The sequence below is a fragment of the Luteimonas sp. Soil_C_16 genome (genome assembly GCF_057657295.1).
In genome coordinates, this window is record NZ_JBDGIS010000004.1 from 162,281 (window position 1) to 186,709 (window position 24,429).

At 68.4% G+C, this 24,429-nt stretch carries 22 protein-coding genes; 15 read left to right on the forward strand and 7 right to left on the reverse strand.

Features of this window, described 5'->3' with window-relative positions:
- Positions 1-74: 74 nt before the first annotated feature.
- From AC3A5T_RS09400 to AC3A5T_RS09430, 7 genes are all read left to right on the forward strand, one after another.
- Positions 75-707, forward strand: a complete 633-nt coding sequence (locus AC3A5T_RS09400) for a YfgM family protein (RefSeq protein WP_487628338.1) — start codon at positions 75-77, stop codon at positions 705-707.
- Positions 707-1,927 (forward strand): outer membrane protein assembly factor BamB, encoded by a 1,221-nt coding sequence (gene bamB / locus AC3A5T_RS09405; protein WP_487628339.1) that lies wholly within the window; start codon positions 707-709, stop codon positions 1,925-1,927. Before AC3A5T_RS09400 ends, bamB begins: the two co-directional genes overlap by 1 nt.
- Before the next feature lie 111 nt (positions 1,928-2,038).
- Positions 2,039-3,451 (forward strand): ribosome biogenesis GTPase Der, encoded by a 1,413-nt coding sequence (gene der / locus AC3A5T_RS09410; protein ID WP_487628340.1) that lies wholly within the window; start codon positions 2,039-2,041, stop codon positions 3,449-3,451.
- Positions 3,448-4,035 carry a molybdenum cofactor guanylyltransferase gene (gene mobA, locus AC3A5T_RS09415; RefSeq protein WP_487628341.1) on the forward strand — a complete coding sequence of 196 codons (588 nt, stop codon included), beginning with the start codon at positions 3,448-3,450 and terminating at the stop codon, positions 4,033-4,035. Before der ends, mobA begins: the two co-directional genes overlap by 4 nt.
- Positions 4,028-5,260 (forward strand): molybdopterin molybdotransferase MoeA, encoded by a 1,233-nt coding sequence (locus AC3A5T_RS09420; RefSeq protein ID WP_487628342.1) that lies wholly within the window; start codon positions 4,028-4,030, stop codon positions 5,258-5,260. Before mobA ends, AC3A5T_RS09420 begins: the two co-directional genes overlap by 8 nt.
- Before the next feature lie 253 nt (positions 5,261-5,513).
- Positions 5,514-6,644 carry a molybdopterin-synthase adenylyltransferase MoeB gene (gene moeB, locus AC3A5T_RS09425; RefSeq protein ID WP_487628343.1) on the forward strand — a complete coding sequence of 377 codons (1,131 nt, stop codon included), beginning with the start codon at positions 5,514-5,516 and terminating at the stop codon, positions 6,642-6,644.
- Positions 6,645-6,725: 81 nt separating this feature from the next.
- Positions 6,726-7,763: a DUF2272 domain-containing protein gene (locus AC3A5T_RS09430; RefSeq protein ID WP_487628344.1), complete on the forward strand. Its 1,038-nt coding sequence runs from the start codon at positions 6,726-6,728 to the stop codon at positions 7,761-7,763.
- Between the two features lie 238 nt (positions 7,764-8,001).
- On the opposite strand, the gene acnA is transcribed toward AC3A5T_RS09430, so the two are convergent.
- Positions 8,002-10,767 (reverse strand): aconitate hydratase AcnA, encoded by a 2,766-nt coding sequence (gene acnA, locus AC3A5T_RS09435; protein ID WP_487628345.1) that lies wholly within the window; start codon positions 10,765-10,767, stop codon positions 8,002-8,004.
- A 190-nt stretch (positions 10,768-10,957) separates the two neighbouring features.
- Positions 10,958-11,857 carry a LysR family transcriptional regulator gene (locus AC3A5T_RS09440; RefSeq protein WP_232135346.1) on the reverse strand — a complete coding sequence of 300 codons (900 nt, stop codon included), beginning with the start codon at positions 11,855-11,857 and terminating at the stop codon, positions 10,958-10,960.
- Here AC3A5T_RS09440 and AC3A5T_RS09445 point away from each other — a divergent pair.
- The 8 genes from AC3A5T_RS09445 (at position 11,789) to AC3A5T_RS09480 (ending at position 20,809) form a co-directional block, all read left to right on the forward strand.
- Positions 11,789-13,075: a 4-oxalomesaconate tautomerase gene (locus tag AC3A5T_RS09445; protein WP_487628346.1), complete on the forward strand. Its 1,287-nt coding sequence runs from the start codon at positions 11,789-11,791 to the stop codon at positions 13,073-13,075. The two genes, AC3A5T_RS09440 and AC3A5T_RS09445, sit on opposite strands and share 69 nt — an antisense overlap.
- 57 nt (positions 13,076-13,132) lie before the next feature.
- Complete coding sequence (locus AC3A5T_RS09450) at positions 13,133-14,161, forward strand: ABC transporter substrate-binding protein (RefSeq protein ID WP_332077233.1); 1,029 nt, start codon at positions 13,133-13,135, stop codon at positions 14,159-14,161.
- A gap of 51 nt (positions 14,162-14,212) precedes the next feature.
- Positions 14,213-15,004, forward strand: a complete 792-nt coding sequence (locus AC3A5T_RS09455; protein WP_487628527.1) for an ABC transporter ATP-binding protein — start codon at positions 14,213-14,215, stop codon at positions 15,002-15,004.
- On the forward strand, positions 14,988-15,764 hold the full coding sequence (locus AC3A5T_RS09460) for an ABC transporter permease (RefSeq protein ID WP_332077235.1): 777 nt from the start codon (positions 14,988-14,990) through the stop codon (positions 15,762-15,764). The genes AC3A5T_RS09455 and AC3A5T_RS09460 overlap by 17 nt, the downstream gene beginning before the upstream one ends.
- Positions 15,765-15,953: 189 nt before the next feature.
- Positions 15,954-17,366, forward strand: a complete 1,413-nt coding sequence (locus AC3A5T_RS09465; protein ID WP_487628528.1) for an OprO/OprP family phosphate-selective porin — start codon at positions 15,954-15,956, stop codon at positions 17,364-17,366.
- A gap of 133 nt (positions 17,367-17,499) precedes the next feature.
- On the forward strand, positions 17,500-17,772 hold the full coding sequence (locus AC3A5T_RS09470) for an AbrB/MazE/SpoVT family DNA-binding domain-containing protein (protein WP_487628347.1): 273 nt from the start codon (positions 17,500-17,502) through the stop codon (positions 17,770-17,772).
- The gene (locus tag AC3A5T_RS09475) at positions 17,769-18,170 is read left to right on the forward strand and encodes a type II toxin-antitoxin system VapC family toxin (RefSeq protein ID WP_332077238.1); all 402 of its coding nucleotides are present in this window, start codon (positions 17,769-17,771) and stop codon (positions 18,168-18,170) included. Before AC3A5T_RS09470 ends, AC3A5T_RS09475 begins: the two co-directional genes overlap by 4 nt.
- Positions 18,171-18,217: 47 nt before the next feature.
- Positions 18,218-20,809, forward strand: coding sequence for a bifunctional aconitate hydratase 2/2-methylisocitrate dehydratase (locus tag AC3A5T_RS09480; protein WP_487628348.1), 2,592 nt, complete (start codon positions 18,218-18,220; stop codon positions 20,807-20,809).
- Positions 20,810-21,024: 215 nt separating this feature from the next.
- Here AC3A5T_RS09480 and AC3A5T_RS09485 read toward each other — a convergent pair whose 3' ends face one another.
- Genes AC3A5T_RS09485 through AC3A5T_RS09505 form a run of 5 tightly spaced genes read right to left on the reverse strand, consistent with a single transcriptional unit; the run spans position 21,025 to position 24,396 of the window.
- Positions 21,025-21,666 carry a histidine phosphatase family protein gene (locus tag AC3A5T_RS09485; RefSeq protein ID WP_487628349.1) on the reverse strand — a complete coding sequence of 214 codons (642 nt, stop codon included), beginning with the start codon at positions 21,664-21,666 and terminating at the stop codon, positions 21,025-21,027.
- Positions 21,667-21,672: 6 nt separating this feature from the next.
- The gene (hflD, locus tag AC3A5T_RS09490) at positions 21,673-22,257 is read right to left on the reverse strand and encodes a high frequency lysogenization protein HflD (protein WP_332077708.1); all 585 of its coding nucleotides are present in this window, start codon (positions 22,255-22,257) and stop codon (positions 21,673-21,675) included.
- Positions 22,257-23,378, reverse strand: a complete 1,122-nt coding sequence (mnmA, locus tag AC3A5T_RS09495; protein WP_487628350.1) for a tRNA 2-thiouridine(34) synthase MnmA — start codon at positions 23,376-23,378, stop codon at positions 22,257-22,259. The genes hflD and mnmA overlap by 1 nt, the downstream gene beginning before the upstream one ends.
- Positions 23,375-23,857, reverse strand: coding sequence for an NUDIX hydrolase (locus AC3A5T_RS09500; protein ID WP_232149524.1), 483 nt, complete (start codon positions 23,855-23,857; stop codon positions 23,375-23,377). Before AC3A5T_RS09500 ends, mnmA begins: the two co-directional genes overlap by 4 nt.
- On the reverse strand, positions 23,857-24,396 hold the full coding sequence (locus tag AC3A5T_RS09505) for a type III secretion system chaperone family protein (protein ID WP_487628351.1): 540 nt from the start codon (positions 24,394-24,396) through the stop codon (positions 23,857-23,859). Before AC3A5T_RS09505 ends, AC3A5T_RS09500 begins: the two co-directional genes overlap by 1 nt.
- Between the last annotated feature and the right edge of the window lie 33 nt (positions 24,397-24,429).

The window sequence follows — 24,429 nt, forward strand, 5'->3', positions numbered from 1 at the left end:
CCGCATCGTTGCGGGGTCCCGCGATCCTTCTTTCATCCGTTTGACCCGCCTTCGACAGCGGGCGTAGAGACCATATGGCGATTGACGAGTTGCTGGACGAACGCGAGCAGGGGGAGCGGGTCAAGGCCTGGCTTCGCGACAACGCTCTGGGACTGGTGGGTGGCCTGGTGGTCGGCGCCGCGCTGATCGGTGGCTGGCAATACTGGAAGAACCGCACGCACACGCAGGCGGTCGAACAGCACTCCGCCTACCAGACCGCGCTGCTGGACATCCGCTCGGGCGAATTCGACAAGGCCTCCCAGGCCGTGGCCGGCCTGCCGGATACCGCGTACAGCGAACTGGCCGCGCTGCAGCTTGCCAAGGCGCAGGTCGACAAGGGCGATCGCGATGCCGCGATCGCGACGCTCGAAGCCGTCAAGGGCGCCGAGCCGGGGGTGGCGGCCGTGGTGAAGCAGCGTCTCGCGCGCCTGCTGACCGATGCCGGTCGCGGCGAAGACGCGGTCAAGCTGCTCGCCGATGCCGACGATGCGGTGTCGCTGGAAGCCCGCGGCGATGCGCATTTCGCACTCAAGCAGAACGAACAGGCCCGCGCGGACTACGCGCAGGCCCTGCGCCAGCTCGACAGCGCCGCGCAACAGCGTGGCCTGATCGAACTCAAGCTTTCCGAAGTCGGCGGCACGCCGGACGAACCCGAGGTTGAATCCTGATGACCGACCAGACCGCGCGTGGCGCGTCTTCCCATGCGCCGAACCGCCTCGTGCGCATCGCGGCGATCGCGCTCTGCGTGATGACCGTCACCGGCTGCAGCACCGTGCGCGGCTGGTTCGGCAACAGCGAGAAGGCCAACGCCAAGGCGCTGTCCGAGCCCGCGCCGCTGACCGACATCACCGAGACGCTGAGCGTGTCGCGTCTTTGGTCGGCCAATGCCGGCAAGGGCGAAGGCCGTCTCGGCGTGCGCCAGTCGCCGGCCGTCGCCGATGGCCGCGTCTACGTCTCCGCGATCAAGGGCGGTGTGCGCGCGTTCGATCTGCAGACCGGTGCCTCGCTGTGGCGTTACGATTCGGACCTGCGCCTGAGCGGCGGCCCCGGCGTCGGTGAGGGTCTGGTCGTGGCCGGCAGCCTCGACGGCGAAGTGGTCGCGCTCGACGCCGCCACCGGCGCGGAGCGCTGGACCGCCAAGGTCTCCAACGAAGTCATCGCCGCGCCCGCGATCGGGCAGGGCGTCGTGCTGGTGCGTTCCAACGACGGCCGCGTGACCGCGTTCGACGTCGCCACCGGCGAGCGTCGCTGGTTCTGGGTGCGCGAGCTGCCGTCGCTGACCGTGCGCGGCAACGATGCGCCGGTGCTCGGCCCGGGCTTCGTATTCGTCGGCAACGACGACGGCACCATCGCCGCGCTGTCGCTGTCCGACGGCCGCACGCTGTGGGAGCAGGCCGTGGCCCAGCCCGATGGCCGCACCGAACTCGAGCGCATGTCCGACGTCGACGGCACCCCGGTGCTCGACGAGGCCGTGCTGTTCGCCAGCAGCTACCGGCACCGCACGATGGCGCTGGAAGGCCCGAGTGGCCGTCCGCTGTGGGTCAGCGAGCACGGCGGCGCGAACCGTCCGGGCCTGTCGCCGCAGCGCGTGGTCGTGACCGATGCCAATGGCACCGTCTGGGCGCTCGACAAGTTTAGCGGCACCGCCGCGTGGCAGCAGCCGGCGCTCGCGCGCCGCAACCTGACCGGCGCGGCGATCCAGGGCGATTACGCCGTGGTCGGCGATCTCGACGGTTATCTGCACTGGATGCGTCTCGACGACGGCGAGTTCGTCGCCCGCGAGCGCGCCGGCCGTGATCCGATCCGCGGCGCGCTGGTGGTTGCCGATGGCGTGCTGGTGGTCCAGAACGTCGACGGCAACGTGACCGCCTGGCGCCTGGCGCAGTAATTCCGCCGCAAGTGCGACAATGACGGCCCCGGGCAGCCACCTGCCCGGGGCCGTGTGCTTCCGGGCCATGCCCGCGCGGCACGCAAGACCCATTCGAACGGAATCCGTCCCATGCTTCCCCTCGTCGCCCTCGTGGGCCGCCCCAACGTCGGCAAATCGACGCTGTTCAACGCGCTGACCCGCACCCGCGACGCGCTCGTCCACGACGAGCCGGGTGTCACCCGTGACCGCCATTACGGCGTGTGCCGGCTCAATCCCGACGTGCCGTTCGCGCTCGTCGACACGGGCGGTATCGCCGGCGAGAACATCCATCTCGAGCACGAAGGCCTGGCCGGCCCCACCGCGAAGCAGTCGCGCGCCGCCGCGGCCGAAGCCGATCTCGTGCTGTTCGTCGTCGATGGCCGCGAAGGTGCTTCCGCGCTCGATGACGAGATCCTGCGCTGGCTGCGCAAGATCGACAAACCCACCTTCCTGGTCATCAACAAGACCGACGGACTGGATGCGCGCGCGGCCGAGGCCGACTTCTCGCGTTACGGCTTCTCCGACACGCACGCGATCTCGTCGGCGCACCGCCACGGCATCGACGAGCTCGTCGACGAGATCCTCGAAAAGCTGCCGGAAGTGGGCCAGTCCGAGCAGCTCGACAGCGATCCCGAGCGCGTCCGCGTGACTTTCGTCGGCCGCCCGAACGTGGGCAAGTCGACGCTGGTCAACCGCATTCTCGGCGAGGAGCGGATGATCGCCTCCGAGGTCGCCGGCACCACGCGCGATTCGATCGAGGTCGATCTGGAACGCGACGGGCGCAAATACCGTCTGGTCGACACCGCCGGCATCCGCCGCAAGTCGAAGGTCGACGAGGCAGTCGAGACGTTCTCCATCATCAAGACGCTGCAGGCGATCGAGCATTCGCAGGTCTCCGTGGTGATGATCGACGCCAGCGAAGGCGTGACCGACCAGGACGCCAGCGTGCTCGGCGCGGTGCTCGATTCGGGCCGCGCGCTCGTCGTCGCGGTGAACAAGTGGGACGGCCTCACCGACTACCAGCGCGAGCAGACCGAAGCGCTGCTGTCGCGCAAGCTGGCGTTCGTGCCGTGGGCCGAGGCGGTGCGCATCAGCGCCAAGCACGGCTCGGGACTGCGCGAACTGTTCCAGGCGATCCACCGCGCGCATGCGTCTGCCAATTACAAGTTCGGCACTTCGGAAGTCACCCGCGCGCTCGAGATCGCCTACGAGACCAATCCGCCGCCGGTCGTGCGCGGCCACGCGCCGAAGCTGCGTTACGCGCATCCGGGCGGCGAGAATCCGCCGACGATCATCGTGCACGGCAACCGCCTGCGGACGCTGCCCGACAGCTACAAGCGCTATCTGGAGAACTTCTTCCGCAAGCGCTTCAAGCTGGTCGGCACGCCGGTGCGCTTCCTGTTCCGCGAGGGCGACAACCCCTACAAGGACAAGAAGAACGTGCTCAACGAACGCCAGCTGGCGAAGAAGAAGCGGCTGATCCGGCACGTCAAGCGCAAGTGATTCCGCCGCCGTCCTGCGACACGCTGACAGTCGGCCTGCTGGCCGGCGGCCGCGCGACGCGGCTGGGCGGTCTGGACAAGGCCTGGCTGCTGCGCGAGGGCGTGTCGCAGGTCGAACGCCTTCGCGAGTATTTCGCCGCGCAGTCGTCGCGCGTGCTGATCAGCGCGAATCGCGAGCTGTCGCGTTATGCCGCCGCAGGCATCGACGCGATTCCCGATCGTCATCCCGATGCCGGCCCGCTGTCCGGTCTCGACGCGCTCGCGGCCGCCGCCCCCACGCCGTGGCTGTTCACGCTGCCGGTGGACGCGCTGCATGTCGATGCGACGGTGCTCGCGCGACTGGTCGATGCAGCCGGCGATGCCGGCGTGAGCGCAGAGGACGACGACGGCTTGCAGCCTCTGGTGGCGCTTTGGCCGGTCGCCGCACTGCGCACGGCAGCTGCCGGTGCGTTGCGCGGCGACGATTTCTCCGTGCGCGGCCTGCAGCGCGCACTTGGTATGCGGACGGTGCGCTTCGCGCAGGTCCGCTTCGGCAATCTCAATACGCCCGACGATCTGGTCCGGGCCGGAGTCACCCATGACTGAGCCCACGTTCCCGTTCCGCGTGCCATTCGACGAGGCCTGCGCGATCGTCGATGCCGTCGCCGCAGAGCGTCGTCTGCAACCGCAGACGGTGTCGCTGTCGCGCGCGCATGGCCACGTGCTGGCGCGCGACGTCGTCGCGACGCTGCCGCAGCCGCCGTTCGACAACTCGGCGATGGACGGCTTCGCGCTGCGTCACGCCGATCTCGCGACCGACGGCGCGCCGACGCGCCTGCGTCTGGCCGGCGAGCAGTTCGCCGGCCCCGATGCGGCGCTGACGGTCGAGGCGGGCAGCTGCGTGCGCATCACCACCGGTGCGCCGCTGCCGGCTGGCGCCGACACGGTGGTGATGAAGGAGAACACCGACCTCGATGGCGAGGACGTCGTCGTGCGGATCGCACCGCGCCCCGGCCAGCACGTGCGCCGCGCCGGCGAGGATTCGAACGTCGGCGATCTGCTGCTGCAGGCTGGCGACACGCTGACGCCGGCGCGCATCGGTCTCGCGGCCTCGCAGGGGCTCGCGCAGCTCGACGTGGTGCGCCGTCCGACGGTCGCGGTGTTCGCCACCGGCGACGAACTCGTCGAGCCCGGCATGTCGCTCGGTCCCGGGCAGATCTACAACTCCAACCGCGACCAGCTGATGGCCCTGCTGCGCGCCGAAGGTCTAGAGCCGGTCGCCTTTCCGACGCTGCCCGACGACGCCGCGCAGGTGACGTCCGCGCTGCGCCATGCCGGCGAAGCCTTCGACCTCGTGCTGACCTGCGGCGGCGTGTCCGCTGGCGAGAAGGACCTTCTGCCCGAGTTGCTGCAGCGCCGGGGCCGCGTGCGGGTGTGGAAGGTCATGATGAAACCCGGCATGCCGCTGCTGCTGGCCGAGGGCGACACGCTCGGTCCGGCGTTGTTCCTGTGCCTGCCGGGCAATCCGGTGTCGGTGCTCGCGACCTGGCTCGCGCTCGGGCGTCGTCTCGTCGACGGCCTGCAGGGCAGGGCGCCGCGGGCATTGCGCCGCGCGCGGCTGGCGTCGGACTGGACCAAGACGCACGAACGTCTCGAGCTGCTACGCGGTCGCTGGTGGATCGACGACGACGGGATCTCGTGGGTCGAGCCGAATCCCGCGGACGGCTCGCATCGCATGCAGGCCGCCGCGGATTCGGACGCGCTGATCGTGCTCGATGCAGGCCCGCGGGATTACTCCCGCGGTATGCCGGTGGATGTGTTGCCCTACTGAGTGCTGCGCTGTCGGGGCCGCGGGACTCGCGGGCGCCCGGACGCCGTGATGCATGAGGCCAGTCCGGCGTCTGCGTGCTGCAGACCCTGAGCACCTCTCCCTCCGGGAGAGGTCGACGCGCACGGCGCGTCGGGTGAGGGTTGTGGCTCTGCAGAGACGCGCGAAGTCACGCGTCTATTCTTCGAGCGGGCGGTCGCGCCTGCGAACCGCAGCGTTCCCCGCGCATCACCCGCGTCCGCGCGATAATCGCGCCATGGCCATCCAGGAACTCACGCCGGCGCAGGCCCGGCAACGCCAGCAGCAGGGCGTGCGCCTGATCGACGTGCGCGATGCCCACCAGCGCGTGACCGGCATGGCCGAAGGCGCGGACGGCGTCGATCGCGCGACGCTCGAAGCTGCGCCGCTGGCGCACGCGCCGGACCTGCAGGCGCCGCTGCTGCTGATCTGCCAGAGCGGTCGACGCTCGATGCAGGCGGCCGAAACGCTGGCCGCGCTCGGCTACAGCGACATCGCATCCGTCGCCGGCGGCACCAGCGCCTGGCAGGCCGACGGACTGCCGACGGTGCTGCCGGACGGCGATGTCGATCTCGATTTCCACGAGCGCTATTCGCGGCATCTCAAGCTTCCGGAGATCGGCCTCGCCGGCCAGCAGCGGCTCGCGAAGGCGACGGTGCTGGTGATCGGCGCAGGCGGCCTCGGGTCTCCGGCCGCGTACTACCTTGCCGCCGCCGGCGTCGGCACGCTGCGGATCGCGGACGACGACGTCGTCGACCGTAGCAATCTGCAGCGGCAGATCCTCCATGCCGAGGACCGCATCGGTCAGCCGAAGGTCCAGTCGGCGGCGACGACGCTCGGCGCGCTCAATCCGCGTACGCGCATCGAAGCCATCGCCGAACGCGTGACCAGTGACAACGTCGACCGTCTGCTCGACGGCGTCGATCTGGTGCTCGACGGCGCCGACAATTTCCCGGTGCGCTATCTGCTCAACGACGCCTGCGTGCTGCACGGCGTGCCGCTGGTCTACGGCGCGGTGCATCGCTTCGACGGACAGGTCAGCGTTTTCGACGCCGGCCGCCGGCGCGGCGCATGTCCCTGCTACCGCTGTCTGTTCCCCGAACCGCCGCCGGCCGAAGCCGCGCCGAACTGTTCGGAGGTCGGCGTGCTCGGCGTGCTGCCGGGTGTGGTCGGCCTGTTGCAGGCGACCGAGGCTTTGAAGCTGCTGCTCGGCATCGGCGAGCCGCTGGCCGGGCGTCTGCTGCAGTTCGACGCGCTGCGCATGCAATTCCGCGAGACGCGGCTGGCGCCCGATCCCGATTGCCCGGTCTGCGCACCGGGCCGCGCGTTCACCGGCTACATCGACTACGCGGCGTTCTGCGCGGGCTGATCGCGCGAGCGGACCCGCTCTTCACGTGCCGCTGGGGCACGATGGCGGCGACCGCGTGTCCCGCGCGGAATGGACGTCCCGATGCGATCGACGCGCTACCTGTTCCTGCTCGCCTGCCTGCTGCTGTCCGCGCCGTTCGCCGCGCTGGCAGCCGATCCCTGTCCACTGCTGCGCGCGCAGGTCGCCTCGCCGGATCCGGCTACCCGGCTCGCCGCAGCCGCGTGCGAGGAACATCTGCTCTGGCACCGGCCTTTCATCGATGTCGAAGGCCGTTATGCCGGCTCGACGGTGCGCGAGGCCGAGACCGCGCTGCTGACCAATGGCGAACAGGCCTGGCGTCGCGTCGCCGGTTACTGGCGCGGCGCCGACCAGCTGTCGCAGCTCCAGCATCGCCCGGGCGCCTGGGACTGCATGTTCGCGCCGACGAGCAGCCAACCGTCGTCGGCCTGCCGCAGCTTCCTCGTCGACGTGCCGTGGTCGGCGGCGTTCGTGTCCTGGGTCGCGCGACGCGCGACGCTGCCGGGCTTCAGCGGATCGCCGAGCCATGTCGACTACGTGCGCAATGCCTATCGCATCCCGGAGACCAACGCCTATCGCGTCGCCGATCCGATGACCTCCCGCCCGGCGCGCGGCGACATGCTGTGCTACGTGCGCGCAGCGAATCGCGTGTTCGGTTTCGCCGGTCTCGCCACGTTGCTCAGCAGCGAGGACGGCGGGCTCGGCATGCATTGCGACATCGTCGTCGGCGCCGAAAGCGGGCAGGCGCAGCTGGTCGGCGGCAATGTGCTTGACGGCGTGACGATGCGGCTGATGCCGCTGACTGCGGGCGGCCAGTTCGCCGCACTGGCGCAACGCGGACTGGACGATCCGCCGTGTAGCCCGGATGCACCACTGGCCTGCAATGCGAACCGGCAGGACTGGGCGGTGCTGCTGCAGTTACGGCCGGCCAACGAGCTCGCCGCGCTGTCGCCGTCGCCGGGGCTCTACGTCGCACCGCCGCCGATGCCGGCCGTGCCGGATGTCCTACAGCCGGGCCAGTCGACGCCGCGTCCGCAGAGCGCGCCGTGCTGCGTCGAGTGCAGCGTGGGCGATGGCTTGCCGCGGTGTCCGGGGGTTTGAGGCGAGGTTGAACGCGCGCGTCGCGCCATCGCTCTAAGCCCTCCTCCGCGTGCGGGGGAGGGTTGGGAGGGGGCGAACCGGCAATTCGGGGCGTTCTGGAATAGCCGGCTTATTCGTTCTGGTCCTCCGAAACTTCGAGTGACCTGACCGTTTGCCCCCATCCCAGCCTTCCCCCGCTCGCGGGGGAAGGGGCGGGTCATGCGAAACCCTAATGCGCTGGCTTCCGCCCGCTCCGGCGTCAGGCCGCCTTCTTCGCGGCCAACTGACGCAATACGTAGTGCAACAAGCCGCCATGACGGAAATACTCGACTTCCTTCGGCGTCAGCAGCAGCACGTCGACTTCGAAGCGGATCTCGGTGCCATCGGCGCGTTTCGCGACGATCTGCGCGGTCTTCGACTTGCCGTTGGCGAGGCCGGTGAGTTCCACCGTCTCCGACCCGTCGAGACCAAGACTCTGCGCGCTCTCGCCGTTGCGGAAGCTGCACGGCAGCACGCCCATGCCGACGAGGTTGGAGCGGTGGATGCGCTCGAAGCTCTCGGCGATCACGGCCTTCACGCCGAGCAGGTTGGTGCCCTTCGCCGCCCAGTCGCGCGACGACCCCGTGCCGTATTCCTTGCCCGCGAACACCACCAGCGGCACGCCTGCGGCCTTGTACTTCTGCGCGGCGTCGTAGATCGACAGCTTCTCCGGCTCGCCATCACCGAAGTACAGCGTGTTGCCGCCTTCCTCGCCGCCGAAGAACAGGTTCTTGATGCGGATGTTGGCGAAGGTGCCGCGCACCATGACGTCATCGTTGCCGCGGCGTGAGCCGTAGCTGTTGAAGTCCGCCGGCTGCACGCCGCGCTCCTGCAGGAAGCGGCCCGCGGGGGAATCGCCCTTGATGTTGCCGGCCGGGGAGATGTGGTCGGTGGTGATCGAGTCGCCGAACAGGCCCATGATCCGCGCGCCGTGGATGTCATCGATGCTGCCGACATCCATGGTCATGCCGTCGAAGTAGGGCGGATTCTTGATGTAGGTGGACGCTTCGTCCCACGCATACAGATCGCCATCGGGCGATTCGATCGTATTCCAGCGCGTGTCGCCCTTGAAGACGTCGGCGTAGTTCTTGGCGAACATCTCCGGCCCGATCGTCTTCGCGATGAAGTCGCCAATCTCTTTGTTGGTCGGCCAGATGTCGCGCAGGTAGACGGGATTGCCGTCCTGGTCCTTGCCCAGCGGATCGTCGGTCAGATCGATGTCGACCGTGCCGGCGATCGCGTAGGCGACGACCAGCGGCGGCGAGGCGAGGTAGTTCATCTTCACTTCGCCGTGGATGCGGCCTTCGAAATTGCGGTTGCCCGACAGCACCGCGGCCACTGCGAGATCGTTCTCGGCGATGCCCTTCGACACCGCGTCCGGCAACGGGCCGGAGTTGCCGATGCAGGTCGTGCAGCCGTAGCCGACGACGTAGAAGCCGAGCTTCTCGAGATCGTCGAGCACGCCCGCCTTTTCGAGGTAATCGGTCACCACCAGCGAGCCCGGTCCGAGCGAGGTCTTCACCCACGGCGCGGCCTTGAGGCCCTTCGCCGCGGCGTTGCGTGCGAGCAGGCCGGCGCCGAGCATCACCGCCGGGTTCGAGGTGTTGGTGCAGGACGTGATCGCGGCGATGACCACCGAGCCGTCGGTCAGTTCGTGCTCACCGTCATCGAGCGTGATCTTCGACACCGGACGTGCGGCGAGGCGCTCGGCCTGCGGCTGTCCGCCACCTTCCTTCTCGAACCGGTCGACCTGCGGGTCTTCCGCGCTCGCCTTGTTGCGCTTGGCGACCAGCGGACCCACGTTGTCCCGGAAATTCTGCTGCACCTTCTCCAGCAGCACGCGGTCCTGCGGACGCTTCGGACCGGCCAGCGACGGGCGCACGTCGGCCATGTCGAGTTCCAGCACGCTGCTGTACTCGGCCTCCGGGGAACCGGGTTCGTGCCACAGCTGCTGCGCCTTCGCGTAGGCCTCGACGAGGGCGATCTGCTCTTCGCTGCGGCCCGACAGACGCAGATAGTTCAGCGATTCCTGATCGATCGGGAAGATGCCGCAGGTCGCGCCGTACTCGGGCGCCATGTTGCCGATCGTCGCGCGGTCGGCCAGCGGCAGATGCTGCAGGCCCTCGCCGAAGAACTCGACGAACTTGCCGACGACGCCATGCTTGCGCAGCGTCTCGGTGACGGTCAGCACGAGATCGGTCGCGGTCGCGCCTTCCGGCAGTCGGCCCTTCAGCTTGAAGCCGACGACCTGCGGAATCAGCATCGACGACGGCTGGCCCAGCATCGCGGCTTCGGCCTCGATACCGCCGACGCCCCAGCCGAGCACGCCGATGCCGTTGATCATCGTGGTGTGCGAATCGGTACCGAACACGGTGTCCGGGTACGCCCACTGCACGCCGTCGTCGCGCTCGGCGGTCATCACCACGCGTGCGAGATGCTCGAGGTTCACCTGGTGGACGATGCCGGTGTTGGGCGGCACGACCTTGAAGTTGTCGAAGGCCTTCTGGCCCCAGCGCAGGAAGCCGTAACGTTCCTTGTTGCGCTGGAATTCGATCTTGCCGTTGAGATCCAGCGCGTCCGGGCGACCGAACACGTCGACCTGCACGGAGTGGTCGATCACCAGTTCCGACGGGATCAGCGGATTGATCTGCTCCGGGCGACCGCCGAGGCGGACCACGGCGTCACGCATCGCGGCGAGATCGACGACGCAGGGCACGCCGGTGAAATCCTGCAGCACCACGCGCGCCGGCATGAAGGCGATCTCGGTATCCGGTTCGGCCTTCGGGTCCCACTTCGCCACCGCCTCGATGTGGTGCGCGGCGACGGTCTCGCCGTCCTCGTGGCGCAGCAGGTTCTCGAGCAGGATCTTCATCGAGTAGGGCAGGCGGGCGATGTCGAACCGCTTGCCCAGCGCCGGCAGGCTGGAATAGGCGTAACGGCGGCCGCCGACGTCGAGGTCGGCGCGCGTGGAAAAGGTATCGGTCATGCGGAAGCTCCTGTCGCGGGTTGCTAGCGGTGACGCGGTCGGACCGGTCGTGGCGGGCATGCGTGGATGCGCAGGCATCCGGGTTGCTGCGGGGTGAAGCGGCGCGACGCCCGGTCGATGCGCGTCACCGCGTCGAGACGGCCAGTGTAGGCAGGCCGGCGTGGCGGACATGTCATCGGTCGGGCGCGTCTCACGGTTTCTGCCAGGTGCTCTTGAGCATCTGCAGGAACCGCTCGGCGGCGGGCGAGAGCATCGCGCCCCGCCTGCGCACGATGCCGATCGTACGTGACACCACGGGGGGCGCGATCTCGCGGGTCACCAGAATGGAGTGTTCCTGCTGCGGCGTGGCCATCCGTGGCAGCACCGAAATGCCGACGCCCGCTTCGACCAGGCCGAGCGAGGTCGACAGGTGCGTGACCTCGTAGAACCAGCTGAGCTTGAGGTTCTCGCGGGCGAGTGCGCCGTCGAGCAGGGTGCGGTTGCCACTGGTGCGATGCACGGTGATCAGCGGGTGCTGGGCGATGTCGCTCCAGGTCACGCGGCGCTTGGTCGCCAGCGGATGGTCGCGGCGGCAGGCGAGCACGAAGGGGTCTTCGACCAGCGAGTCGAATTCCAGCTCGGGATCGGACGCGCCCATGAAGTTGATGCCGAACTCCACCTCGCCGCGCTCGACCGCCTGCAGGCCTTCGGTGGCCGGGATGTCGAGGATGCGGAAACGGACGCTGGGATGGTCCTCGTGGAAGCGGGCGATGACGCTCGGCAGGAAGTAGAACGCTGCCGTCGGCAGGCAGGCGATCGTGACCTGGCTGCCGCGGCCATCGTCGACGCCACGCGAGGCGAACAGCGAGCCGTCGAACTCTTCGATCATCCGGCGCACCAGCGGCAGCAGGTTCTGCCCGACGGCCGTGGGCGCAACGCTGCGCGTGGTGCGTTCAAGCAGGGGCGCGCCCACCGCGCTCTCCAACTTCTGAATGCGTCGGCTCAATGCCGGCTGCGAGACGTGCAGGGCTTCGGCTGCGCGATGGAAGCTGCGGGTCTCGGCCACGAGCAGGAACGCGCGCAGGTCGAGGATTTCGCAATTGATGCTCATAACGTATCAATTCTCCTGAAATCAGCATTTCACAGATCAATTCCGGCCATGCCAGTATCGCAACGAATCGATCAATTGATTCGATATTCATATCAATCTGCGACCCTCATGTCCAACGATCTCTACAGCGTTCCCTGTGTCCTGATGCGTGGCGGCAGCTCGAAAGGGCCGTTCTTCCGCGCGTCGGACCTGCCGGCGGACCCCGCCGAGCGGGATCGCCTGCTGCTGGAGGTCATGGGCGCCGGGCATCCGCTGCAGATCGACGGCATCGGCGGTGGCAATGCGCTGTCGAGCAAGGTCGCCATCGTCGGTCCGCCGACCCGGGCCGATGCCGACATCGACTACCTGTTCGCCCAGGTGCGCCTCGACCGCCAGCTGGTCGATACCACGCCCAACTGCGGCAACATGCTGGCTGCAGTGGGCCCGTTCGCGATCGAGTCGGGCATGGTCGCCGCCGGCGACCCCCGGACCGAGGTGCGTATCCACAACGTCAATACCGGCAAGGTGATCCTGGCCACCGTGGAGACCCCGCAGGGCCGTGTGCACTACCGCGGCGAGACCGCGATCGCCGGTGCGCCCGGCACCGCGGCGCCGATCTCGCTGGCCTTCCTCGACGCCGCCGGCGCCCGGACTGGCAAACTGTTGCCCACCGGCGAGGCCAGCGAATGGATCGATGGCGTCGAGGTGAGCTGCATCGACTGCGCGATGCCGATGGTGATGCTCGAGGGTGCGGCCCTGGGCGTGACCGGTGCGGAAAGCGTGGCCGAACTCAACGCGGACACCGCGATGCTGGCCCGTCTGGAACGGATCCGCATCGAGGCCGGGCGCAGGATGGGCATCGCCGATGCGGGCGATCGCGTCATTCCCAAGCCCGTGCTGCTGTTGCCGCCCCGGGCGGGCGGCGCGCTGCAGGTGCGCTATTTCATGCCCCACCAGTGCCACAGCGCACTGGCGATCACCGGCGCGGTCGGCATCTCGACCGCGTGCGTCACCGACGGGACGGTGGCGCAGCGCATGGCCGGCAGCCTCCCGCTGCCCGGCAGCGTGCGGCTGGAACACCCGAGCGGTTGCCTGGACGTGGCACTGCACAGACCCGCAATGGATGCCCCGATCGTCGCCAGCGTCGTGCGGACCGCACGGCGACTGTTCGAGGGCCGCGTCTTCGCCAGCACGGACCCGCGGCGCAACGCAGCAGCGCCATGGAGTTCGGCTGCGTGAACTGAACAACACCGGGCATCCGCCCGGTCCAAGCCATCACCATCCTGGGAGGGATCGATGTACAAGCGTCTCATCACCGCCGTGCTCGCGGCGGCCATGGTCTGTGTTGCCGGTTGCAGCGGCAGCCGCGGCTCTGCCGAAGGCGAGTCGGTACGCATCAGCGTCGGCTCGTACAACCTCAACAACCTGCCGTTCTTCATCGCCGACGCCAACGGCTACTTCGAAGACGTGGGCCTGAACGTCCAGACCGAGAACTTCGCCCAGGGCGGTTCCAAGGTGCTGCAGGCGCTGGTCGCCGGCTCCACCGACGTCGCGGTCGGCTTCTACGACCACACCATCCAGATGCAGGCCAAGCAGAAGGACGTCGTCGCGTTCGTGCTGCTGTCGCGCAATTCCGGCCTGGTGCTCGCCGGTCGTCCCGACAGCACGTTCGATCCGGCCAACCCGGCGTCGATCCGCGGCATGAAGGTCGGCATCACCGCGCCGGGCTCGTCGTCGGACTTCTTCGTCCGGCATTACCTGGCCCGCAACAACATTCCCGTCGACGACATCTCGATCATCGGCGTGGGCTCGGGCGCGGCCGCGGTCGCGGCGCTGCAGCAGGACAAGATCGACCTGCTGGTGAACTACGACCCAGCCGGCACGCTGCTCGTCGAGCGCGGCGTCGGCAAGATCCTGATCGATGCGCGCAGCGACGAAGGTGCACGCGAGGTCTACGGCGGCATCTATCCGACGTCGGTCATGTACGCCCAGCAGTCCTTCCTCGACAAGCGCCCCGAGGCGGTCGAGAAGATCGTCCGCGCCGAACGCATGGCGCTGGAGTTCATCGCCGATCACACGTCGGCCGAAGTCGTGGCCGCGCTGCCGGACAAGTACGTCTCCGGCGACCGCGAAACCTATGCCAAGGCGGTCGAGCAGGCGCGCGCGATCTTCACCCGCGACGGCCGTTTCGAGCCGAAGGATCTGGAAACGCCGTTGCTCGTGCTGCGCGAGTTCAACACCGATGTCGCCAATGCCGACATCGATCTCGAGAAGACCTACACCAACGTATTCGTCGACCGCGTCGCCGCGGACGCGAAGCAGTAAGGAGGTTCCATGGCTGTCGCCAGTGTTGCCCGCATCCGGGATGAAGTCCCGATGCCGATGCCGTCGCGTTCGATGGTCTCGGTCGACAACGTCACGATGTCCTTCGGTGATTTCACCGCGGTGCGCGACGTCAACATCGAGGTCGCCGACGGCGAGTTCGTCGCCATCGTCGGACCGACCGGCTGTGGCAAGAGCACCATCCTCAATGCCGTTGCCGGCCTGCTGAACCCGACCAAGGGTGGCATCCGCATCGACGACGCGCCGGTCAACGGCGTGCAGGAATCGGTGGGTTACCTGTTCCAGCAGGACGCGCTGCTGCCGTGGAAGACGGCGTTCCAGAACGTCGAACTCGGCCTGCGCTTCCGCGGTGTCGACGCGAAGGACCGCGAGCAGCGGGCGAACGCCTGGCTGGCCAAGGTCGGCCTCAAGGGATTCGAGCACCGCTATCCGCACCAGCTCTCGGGCGGCCAGCGCAAGCGCGTGCAGATGGCGCAGGCGCTGATCGTCGAACCGAAGGTGATGCTGATGGACGAGCCGTTCTCGGCGCTCGACATCCACACCAGGCATCTGATGCAGAACGAGCTGCTGCGGCTGTGGCAGGAAGACCGCCGCGCGGTGATCCTGATCACCCACGACCTCGAGGAAGCGATCGCGCTCGGCGACCGTGTCGTCGTGCTGTCCTCCGGCCCGTCGAGCCGGGTGGTCGAAAGCTTCCACGTGGATCTCGAGCGGCCGCGCAATGTGGCGGAAATCAAGCTCGACCAGCGGTTCACCGACCTCTATCGCGACATCTGGGCCTGCCTGCGCGGCGAAGTGGAGAAGAGCTATGCACGCCAAGACTGACCGTGCCATCCAGATCATGCTCGTCGTCGGTGTCTTCGGCGGCTGGCAGGCCGGTGTCTCGGCCGGCCTCATCGATCCGTTCTTCTTCCCGGCGCCGTGGGACATCGTCCGGCAGATGGTCACCTGGCTGATGGACACGAGCTTCTACAGCCACGTCTACATCACCCTGACCGAAACGGTGCTGGGTTACGTGATCGGTACCGTGCTCGGCGTCACCGGCGGTGTCTGGCTGGGCCTGAGCCCGCGCTCGGCGCGCATCCTCGATCCCTTCATCAAGGGGTTCAACGCGATTCCGCGCGTCGTGCTCGCACCGATCTTCGTGCTCTGGCTGGGTCTGGGCTTGTGGTCGAAGGTGGCGCTCGCCGTGACGCTGGTGTTCTTCATCACGTTCTTCAACGCGATGCAGGGCGTGCGCGAGGTGAACCCGGTGGTGCTGGCGAACGCACGCATCCTCGGCGCCAACCGTCGTGACCTGCTGCGGCATGTGTACTTCCCGGCGGCCGCGAGCTGGATCCTGTCCTCGCTGCGTACCTCGGTGGGCTTCGCGGTGGTCGGCGCGATCATCGGCGAATACCTCGGTGCGTCCGCGGGTCTGGGCTATCTGATCGCGCAGGCGGAAGGCAACTTCAATGCGGTCGGTGTGTTCGCCGGCATCATCATCCTGGCGGGTTTCGTGTTGATCATCGATTTCTTCCTCGACATCGCCGAGAACCGCTTGATCACCTGGCGTCCCAACGCCTCGCGCGAAGCCACGAGCTGACCGCCGACGTCCCGGCGCGCGCTGCGCCGGGACGGTCTGGACACCCGTTCCCCACGTCCGGGTGCGCTCCCGCGCCGGTGCCCCCTCGTCGGCACCGGCGCCTTCCTTCCGAATGTTTGCCCGTCGCCACCCGGCGGGCCTGTCTGCGGCCGCCTGTACCGAGGGCGTGCCGTGTCCGGAGATCGCACGATGCGCATGTCGTTCCGCCCCCGTCCCACCGCACTGGCCGTCGGCCTGCTGCTGGCCTCGTCCACCGGCTTCGCGCAGACCGCGCCAAGCGAACTGGAAACGCTGGTCCGCCAGCAGGCCGAACAGATCCGCCAGCTCGAAGCGCGCCTGTCCGTGCTCGAAACCGGCACGCCGCCAGTCGCCGCCCAGGCGCCAGCCGCGCCCGTCGCCGATCCCGCGCTCGTCGAGCGCATCGCCAAGGTCGAAGCCGCGCAGGCGAAGGCGCCGGCGGTGAGCTGGTCCAAGGGCGCGCCGCAGTTCACCAGCAGCGACGGCCAGACCACGTTCCGGCCGCGCGGCCGCGTCTTCGTCGACACGTCCAGCACCCGCGGCTCGGACTTCGACGCGCGCAACATCACCGGCACCGAGATCCGCTCGGTACGTCTGGGCTTCGAAGGCAGTTACGGCAACCTCGGCTATGCGGTCGAAGGCGATTTCGCCGACAACGGCGTGGCCTGGAAGTCGGCCTACGTGACCCTCGGCCACACGCTGTTCGGCCGTGAGGCGGAACTCACCGTCGGCAACCGGCTCAACGACCGCGGCATCGACGGCTCCAGCGGCACCGGCAATACGCCGTTCCAGGACCGCAACGTGGTCGGCACCCAGATCGTCCCGCAGCGCGGCCTGTTCGGCGTCGGCCTGACCCAGCGCGTCTACGGCGACAGCTGGCACGGCAGCCTGTCGGTGGCCGGCAACGACCTCAACAACGTCGGCGACAGCAACGACTCGATGACCGTCGCCGCCCGCGCGCACTGGAACCCGGTGAAGGGCGAGGGCGGTCTGCTGCATCTCGGCGCCTGGGGCTTCTACGAGGACATCGCGCCCAACAGCACCGGCGTGTTCCGCAGTTCGGCGATTTCCGGTCATCTCAACGATCTGGTGAAGATCGCGCCCGGCACGCTCAACGGCGCCACCCACGGCCACGGCTACGGTGTCGAACTGCTCGGCGTGCGCGGCCCGTTCTGGGGCTATGGCGAGTGGGGCACGCGGGAAGTCTCGGGGCTGGGCGGCGCCGGCCGCTACGCGGTCACCCACGACGCCTGGGCGCTCTCGGCCGGCTGGTTCCTGTCCGGCGCCAGCCCCTCGTTCGCGACGAAGACCGGTACCTGGAGCCGGGTCAGAATCGCGCGGCCGGTCACCGCCGGCGGACCGGGCGCCTGGGAACTCAAGGCGCGTTACGAGAACGCCGACTACGCGGAACTGCCGACGGGCGGCACCGGCGATGCGTTGACCGTCGGCGTGAACTGGTATCTCAACGATTTCAGCCGGGTCATGCTGGACGCGATCCGCTGGGAAACCGACAACCGCAGCGGCGCCTACCAGGGCGAGGACCGGGGCACCACGCTCAACGCACGGTTCCAGCTGGCGTTCTGACGGCCGCCACCAGCGTCGATGCGTTCGGGACGGGCCGGGTTCGCAAGGAATCCGGCCCGTCGCGTTCCGGGCGCCCGGCTTGGGTATGCGGGTTCAGGTATGTATAATGCGCGCATACTTTCCGGAGGCCGTCATGGAAGCCACCGTCGCCGAACGCGGCCAGATCACCCTGCCCAAGGCCGTGCGCGATGCGCTGGGCCTGAGCAAGGGCACGATCCTCAAGGTCGAGCTGGAAGGCAGCCGCATCGTGCTGCGCAAGAGCGTCGACGACGCCGTCTCGCGCGCCCGCGGCCGTTTCAGGCTGGAGGGTTTCGATAACACCGATGCCGCGATGCGCGCGGTGCGTGGCCAGCCGGCCGGTGAGGTCGAGGTCGACGTCGCCACCGACGGAGACGCCGACCGGTGATCGCCGTCGACGCGCCCGTGCTGGTGGATCTGCTGGCCGATGGCCCGCAGGCCGATGCCGCCGAGGCCTGCCTGCGCCAGTACCTGAGCGCCGGTCCGGTCGTCGTCTGCGACGTCGCGCTGGCCGAGATTTGCGGTGCGCTGCACGACGGCGCCGACACCATGTCCGTGCTCGAAGACATGGGCGTGCGCTTCTCGGCGATCGAGGCGAAGTCCGCGCTTCGCGCGGGCGAGATGCAGCGCCGGTCCTGGCAGCGCGGCGACATCGCCGGCCGCCCGTCGCGCGATTTCCTGGTCGGGGCGCACGCGCTGCTGCAGTGCAATGGCCTGATCACCCGCGACGACGCGTTCTTCCGCACCTATTTCAAGGGTCTCAAGCTGATCGTACCGTCGGCCTGAGACCGGTTTTCCCGGTACTACACGAACAAGACACTGGAGTTGCCCGCATGTTGGAAGCCTACCGCCACCACGTTGCCGAGCGCGAAGCGCTGGGCATCCCGCCGCTGCCGCTCGATGCGCAGCAGACCGCCGACGTCATCGAACTGCTGAAGAATCCGCCGGCCGGTGAAGCGGAGTTCCTGCTCGACCTGCTGACCCACCGCGTGCCGGCCGGCGTCGACGACGCCGCCAAGGTCAAGGCCTCGTACCTCGCCGCCATCGCATTCGGCACCGAGCGCAGCGCGCTGATCACCCGCGCGCGCGCCACCGAACTGCTGGGCACGATGCTCGGCGGCTACAACGTGCAGCCGCTGGTCGATCTGCTCGACGACGCCGAAGTCGGCGCGATCGCCGCCGAAGGCCTCAAGCACACGCTGCTGGTGTTCGACGCGTTCCACGACGTCGAAGAAAAGTCCAAGGCCGGCAACGCGAACGCCAAGGCCGTGATCCAGAGCTGGGCCGACGCCGAGTGGTTCACCAGCAAGCCGGAAGTGCCGGCCTCGATGACGCTGACGGTGTTCAAGGTGCCGGGCGAGACCAATACCGACGACCTGTCGCCGGCGCCCGACGCGACCACGCGTCCCGACATCCCGATGCACGCGCTGGCGATGCTGAAGAACGCGCGCGAAGGCGCGGCCTTCGTGCCGGAAGAGGACGGCAAGCGTGGTCCGATCCAGGCCATCCGCGATCTGAAGGACAAGGGCCATCTGGTCGCCTACGTCGGCGACGTGGTCGGCACCGGTTCGAGCCGCAAGTCGGCGACCAACAGCGTGCTGTGGTGGACCGGCGAGGACATTCCGTTCATTCCGAACAAGCGCTTCGGCGGCGTGTGCCTGGGTTCGAAGATCGCGCCGATCTTCTACAACACGATGGAGGACGCCGGCGCGCTGCCGATCGAACTCGACGTGTCGCAGATGGAGCAGGGCGACGTCATCGAGCTGCGCCCCTACGACGGCAAGGCGCTGAAGAACGGCACCGTGATTGCCGAATTCCAGGTCAAGTCGGAAGTGCTGTTCGACGAAGTGCGCGCCGGTGGCCGCATTCCGTTGATCGTCGGCCGCGGCCTGACCGCCAAGGCGCGCGAATCGCTGGGCCTGCCGACGCTGGACCTGTTCCGCCTGCCGCAGCAGCCGGCCAACACCGGCAAGGGCTTCTCGCTGGCGCAGAAGATGGTCGGCCGTGCGATCGGTCTGCCGGAAGGCCAGGGCGTGCGTCCGGGCACCTACTGCGAACCGAAGATGACCTCCGTGGGCTCGCAGGACACCACCGGCCCGATGACCCGTGACGAGCTCAAGGATCTCGCGTGCCTGGGCTTCTCGTCGGATCTGGTGATGCAGTCGTTCTGCCACACCGCGGCGTATCCCAAGCCGGTCGACGTCAAGACGCATCACACGCTGCCGGAGTTCATCTCCACGCGCGGCGGCATTTCGCTGCGTCCCGGCGACGGCATCATTCACAGCTGGCTCAACCGCATGCTGCTGCCCGACACCGTCGGCACCGGCGGCGACTCGCACACGCGCTTCCCGATCGGTATCTCGTTCCCGGCGGGCTCGGGTCTCGTCGCGTTCGCCGCGGCGACCGGCGTCATGCCGCTCGACATGCCCGAATCGGTGCTGGTGCGCTTCAAGGGCAAGATGCAGCCCGGCGTGACCCTGCGCGATCTGGTCAACGCGATTCCGCTGTACGCGATCAAGGCCGGTCTGCTGACCGTCGCCAAGCAGGGCAAGAAGAACATTTTCTCCGGCCGCATCCTCGAGATCGAAGGTCTGCCGGATCTCAAGGTCGAGCAGGCGTTCGAACTGTCCGATGCCTCGGCCGAGCGTTCCGCGGCGGGCTGCACCGTGCACCTCGACAAGGCGCCGATCATCGAATACATCACGTCGAACATCGTGATGCTGAAGTGGATGATCAGCGAAGGCTACGCCGACGCGCGTTCGATCCAGCGCCGCATCGAGAAGATGGAAGCCTGGCTCGCCGATCCGCAGCTGCTCAAGGGCGACGACGATGCCGAGTACGCAGCGGTCATCGAGATCGATCTGGCCGACGTGCACGAGCCGATCCTGGCCTGCCCGAACGACCCGGACGACGTGAAGACGCTGTCCGAGGTCGCCGGCGTCGAGATCGACGAAGTGTTCATCGGGTCGTGCATGACCAACATCGGCCACTTCCGCGCCGCGTCCAAGCTGCTCGAAGGCAAGCGCGACATCCCGACCAAGCTGTGGGTCGCGCCGCCGACGAAAATGGACGCCGCCGAGCTGACCAAGGAAGGCCATTACGGCACCTTCGGCGCCGCCGGTGCGCGCATGGAGATGCCGGGCTGCTCGCTGTGCATGGGTAACCAGGCGCAGGTGCGCGAAGGCGCGACGGTGTTCTCGACCTCGACGCGCAACTTCCCGAACCGTCTGGGCCGCAACTCGAACGTGTACCTGGGTTCGGCCGAACTCGCGGCGATCTGCTCGCGTCTGGGTCGCATCCCGACCAAGGCCGAGTACATGGCCGACGTCGGCGTGCTGGATGCCTCGGCGAGCGACATCTACCGCTACATGAACTTCGACCAGATTGCGGAGTACGTGGACGCGGGCGAGAAGACCGCCGCCTGACGGCAGCGGTCCTCGAACAAGAAAAACCCGGCCATGCGCCGGGTTTTTTTTTGAACCTTCTACGTGCGTAGATCGTGGTCCTTACGATCCAAGCTTCGGCGTGTTGCGTGCCGAATCCGGATCGGACGCGGAACAGCCGCGCTCTCCCATGGAGACGTGCCAGATGCCCGCCGATCGCGTGCGGCCGTGCCGCGGGCGCCAACTGCGTACGGGTTCTACAGCGCGGCGATGCCGCACGCGAGGTCGGCGCGGTAGTGCAGATGCCAGTGCCGACCGCTGCCGGTCAGTTCGTACACCGCGCAATTGGGCATCGGCAGCGCGACCTGGAACTGGCGGAAGGCGCGCATGTCATCCGGTGCGTCGGCGGCGAAGCCCATCAGGCGCCACGCCAGCAGGCCGAACCAGATGCCGTGCCCGAACAGCACGCTGTCGTCGTCCAGCGTCGGCATCGCATCGAGGAAGGCATCGATGCGCGCGACGAACTCGGCGAACGTGTCCGCTGCGTCGCCCATGCGGGCATCGCGGTCGCCGCGTGTCCAGTAGGCCTCGGTCAGGGGGCGCCGCTGTGCACCGGTCAGGCCCGCGATGCGCGCAGGATCGATTGCCGAGAATTCGTGCAGCAGCGGATGCACCTGCGCGTCGCGCCCGGTCAACGCGCAGAACGCCTGCGCGGTTGCGCGGGCACGATCGAAATGCGAGACGAGCACCGGGCCGGCGATCGCGCCCGCGAGTTGCGCCGCCAGCCAGTCGGCCTGCGCATGTCCACGCGCGGACAGCGGAATGGTGGCGTGCGGCAGGGTCTGCCCGCCGGCATTGGCCACGCTCTCGCCGTGACGGACGAAGGTCAGCCGCGCCATGCGGCGTCAGATCGCCTTGAGCATCTGCTGCCGGCGCAGCAGGAAATCCCACAGGCTGCCGCCCATCTGCCGCCACAACACCGCCGAACGCAGCGAGGCCAGCAGCACCGCGCGGATTTCGGCGACGACGTTGGCCTGGCCGAGGTAGTGCGGATTGCCCTGGACCATCACCTTCGGCCGCAGGTGGCTGACGGTGTCGGCGTACAGCGCGCCGAGCGCGGCCAGCACTTCCGGATGGGTGTGCCCGAGTTCTTCGGCCTTAGGCTTGATCTCGAGGATGCCGTGGTGGACCTCGCCACTGACGGCGCTGTCCTGGATGAAGCGGCGCTCCAGCTGCACGACCGCGAGGCCGAGCTTGGGCAGCAGCGGGTCGCTGCCCTGGTTGCCGAAATAGTCACGCAGCAGCATCAGGCCCGGCACGACCGCGTCGCGGCCGCCGTAGACCTCGGCCGGCGAGCTGGCGTCGATGCGGAACACGCTGTCGAGCGCGGTCGACAGCACGGCGGCGTCGGCCTGGCCGGTCTCGGCGATGCGGCGGACCTGCTTGAGCGCCTGCGCCATGCCGGCGAGGGCGAGGACACGTTGCTCCATCATGCCGCCACCTCGCGTGCGCGCAGTTCCAGCGGCGCGTCGGTGCGCGCGATGACCGCGCCGCCGAGGCAGACGTCGCCGTCGTAGAGCACCACGGACTGTCCGGGCGTGACCGCACGCTGGGGGCGGTCGAACCGCACGTCGAGCTGGCCGGTGTTCGCATCGATGGTCACTTCGCAGGATTCCTCGTGTTGCCGGTAACGGGTCTGGGCGGTGCAGCGGAAACGCTGCGCCGGCGGCTCGCCGGCGATCCAGTGTGCGGGTTCGCTCGTCAGATGCGACGACAGCAGATACGGCGTGTCGGCGCCCTGGGCGACGAAGAGCACATTGTCGCCCACATCCTTGCCGACCACATACCAGGGCGCCGCGTCGAAGCCGCGCACACCGCCGATCTGCAGGCCTTCGCGCTGGCCGAGCGTGAAATAGAAAACGCCGGGATGCGTGCCGACGCGGTGCCCGTCGGGCGTGCGCATCTCGCCCTGGCGTGCGGGCAGGTACTGGCCCAGGAACGTGCGGAAGTCGCGTTCGCCGATGAAACAGATGCCGGTCGAATCCTTCTTCTCCGCCGTCGGCAGGCCCGCCGCGCGGGCGAGATCGCGCACATCGGTCTTGGGCAGTTCGCCGAGCGGGAACAGCGTGGCGGCGAGTTGCGCCTGGCCGAGCTGGTGCAGGAAGTAGCTCTGGTCCTTGTTGCGATCACGCGCGCGCAACAGGCGCCAGCGGCCGCTCTCGACATCGACGCGCGCGTAGTGTCCGGTCGCGATCCTGGCCGCGCCCAGATCGCGCGCCGCGTCGAGGAAATGCTTGAACTTGATCTCGCGGTTGCACAGCACGTCGGGATTGGGCGTGCGGCCGGCCGCGTACTCGGCGATGAAGTGCTCGAACACGCCGGCCCAGTATTCGCCGGAGAAATCGCGGAAGTGGATCGGCAGGCCGAGTCGGCCGGAGACGGCCACCGCGTCGCGGCGATCGTCCTCGGCCCGGCAGTCGCCGCTGCCGTCTTCGGCCCAGTTCTGCATGAACAGTCCGGCCAGCGGCGTGCCCGCATCGCGCAGCAGCAGTGCGGCGACCGAGGAATCCACGCCGCCGGACATGCCGACGATGACCTCCGGCGCGCTCACGGAATCTGGCGCACGGCCGACAACGGGAAGCGCTGGCCGGCGAGGCAATCGGCGACGACCTGCCAGACCAGCGGGCTGCGATGTCGCGCCGCTTCGGCCTGCAGCTGCGCCGGGGTGAACCAGGTGGCTTTCTCGATACCGTCGTCGAGCGCGCGCGCCGGATCGTGCGACAGCGGGCGCGCGGCGAAGGCGAAGCGCAGGAAATGCCGGCCGTCCGCTTCGCCGGGACGCGGCGCGGACTTCCACAGATAACTGCCGATGAAACCGGTCAACTCGACCGTCCAGCCCGATTCCTCGAGCGTCTCGCGCACGGCCGCGTGCAGCAGCGATTCGTCCGGCTCCAGATGGCCCGCCGGCTGGTTGATCACCAGGCGCCCGTCGACGCGCTCCTCGATGCAGAGCACGCGGCCGCCGTCCATGACCACGGTCGCGACCGTGACGTCCGGCTGCCAGAAGCGCGGATCGGCCGACACCGCCATCACAGGGCGTCCTCGCCGGTGAGCTGCAATTCCATATCGTCGGCCAGCTCGGCGGCGATTTCGAGTGCCTGCTCGAAACGCGCACCGTCGGCGTCGTCGTGGAGCTTGATCACATAGAACAGTGTGTCGCCGGAAATCTCCCAACCGCCCAACACATTGCGCTGACTGTCGCGCAGCAGCATGTCGGCCTGCTCCGCGCTGAAGCCGCCCGCAGGCACCAGCGCGGCGGGCGAGAACACCTCGCGGACCGCGCTGTCGCCGAGCACGTGGGCGCTGCCGGCGACGAACGCCAGCTGGCTGCGGTTCTCCTGCTGCCAGGCGAAAACGACGCGGTAATCGCCGTCTTCATCGCGCTCGTAACGCACGCCCTGGGCGTCGAGCCGCTGGGCGAGCGTGTCTTCGGCACTGGGGACGAGGCCGGCTGCGGGCGGTGGCCGGTCGGCTGCGCCCGGACCGGCCGCGACGATCGGCGACAGGACGAGCAGGCAGGCGAGTTGCAGCAGGCGCGATGCCCGGAACAAGCGGCGGCGGTGATGCATCGAGGCACCGGGTCGGGGGAATGCCGGTCATTC

What these genes read in the sequence shown, in the direction of transcription:
- AC3A5T_RS09430 (WP_487628344.1), top strand. Translation starts at nt 6,726, where the DNA reads ATGCGATCGACGCGCTACCTGTTCCTGCTCGCCTGCCTGCTGCTGTCC.
- acnA (WP_487628345.1), bottom strand. Translation starts at nt 10,767, where the DNA reads ATGACCGATACCTTTTCCACGCGCGCCGACCTCGACGTCGGCGGCCGC.
- AC3A5T_RS09445 (WP_487628346.1), top strand. Translation starts at nt 11,789, where the DNA reads ATGGAAGCTGCGGGTCTCGGCCACGAGCAGGAACGCGCGCAGGTCGAG.
- AC3A5T_RS09440 (WP_232135346.1), bottom strand. Translation starts at nt 11,857, where the DNA reads ATGAGCATCAATTGCGAAATCCTCGACCTGCGCGCGTTCCTGCTCGTG.
- der (WP_487628340.1), top strand. Translation starts at nt 2,039, where the DNA reads ATGCTTCCCCTCGTCGCCCTCGTGGGCCGCCCCAACGTCGGCAAATCG.
- AC3A5T_RS09420 (WP_487628342.1), top strand. Translation starts at nt 4,028, where the DNA reads ATGACTGAGCCCACGTTCCCGTTCCGCGTGCCATTCGACGAGGCCTGC.
- AC3A5T_RS09455 (WP_487628527.1), top strand. Translation starts at nt 14,213, where the DNA reads ATGCCGATGCCGTCGCGTTCGATGGTCTCGGTCGACAACGTCACGATG.
- AC3A5T_RS09460 (WP_332077235.1), top strand. Translation starts at nt 14,988, where the DNA reads ATGCACGCCAAGACTGACCGTGCCATCCAGATCATGCTCGTCGTCGGT.
- AC3A5T_RS09400 (WP_487628338.1), top strand. Translation starts at nt 75, where the DNA reads ATGGCGATTGACGAGTTGCTGGACGAACGCGAGCAGGGGGAGCGGGTC.
- AC3A5T_RS09505 (WP_487628351.1), bottom strand. Translation starts at nt 24,396, where the DNA reads ATGCATCACCGCCGCCGCTTGTTCCGGGCATCGCGCCTGCTGCAACTC.
- AC3A5T_RS09500 (WP_232149524.1), bottom strand. Translation starts at nt 23,857, where the DNA reads ATGGCGGTGTCGGCCGATCCGCGCTTCTGGCAGCCGGACGTCACGGTC.
- AC3A5T_RS09485 (WP_487628349.1), bottom strand. Translation starts at nt 21,666, where the DNA reads ATGGCGCGGCTGACCTTCGTCCGTCACGGCGAGAGCGTGGCCAATGCC.
- moeB (WP_487628343.1), top strand. Translation starts at nt 5,514, where the DNA reads ATGGCCATCCAGGAACTCACGCCGGCGCAGGCCCGGCAACGCCAGCAG.
- AC3A5T_RS09480 (WP_487628348.1), top strand. Translation starts at nt 18,218, where the DNA reads ATGTTGGAAGCCTACCGCCACCACGTTGCCGAGCGCGAAGCGCTGGGC.
- AC3A5T_RS09470 (WP_487628347.1), top strand. Translation starts at nt 17,500, where the DNA reads ATGGAAGCCACCGTCGCCGAACGCGGCCAGATCACCCTGCCCAAGGCC.
- AC3A5T_RS09465 (WP_487628528.1), top strand. Translation starts at nt 15,954, where the DNA reads ATGCGCATGTCGTTCCGCCCCCGTCCCACCGCACTGGCCGTCGGCCTG.
- AC3A5T_RS09450 (WP_332077233.1), top strand. Translation starts at nt 13,133, where the DNA reads ATGTACAAGCGTCTCATCACCGCCGTGCTCGCGGCGGCCATGGTCTGT.
- hflD (WP_332077708.1), bottom strand. Translation starts at nt 22,257, where the DNA reads ATGGAGCAACGTGTCCTCGCCCTCGCCGGCATGGCGCAGGCGCTCAAG.
- bamB (WP_487628339.1), top strand. Translation starts at nt 707, where the DNA reads ATGACCGACCAGACCGCGCGTGGCGCGTCTTCCCATGCGCCGAACCGC.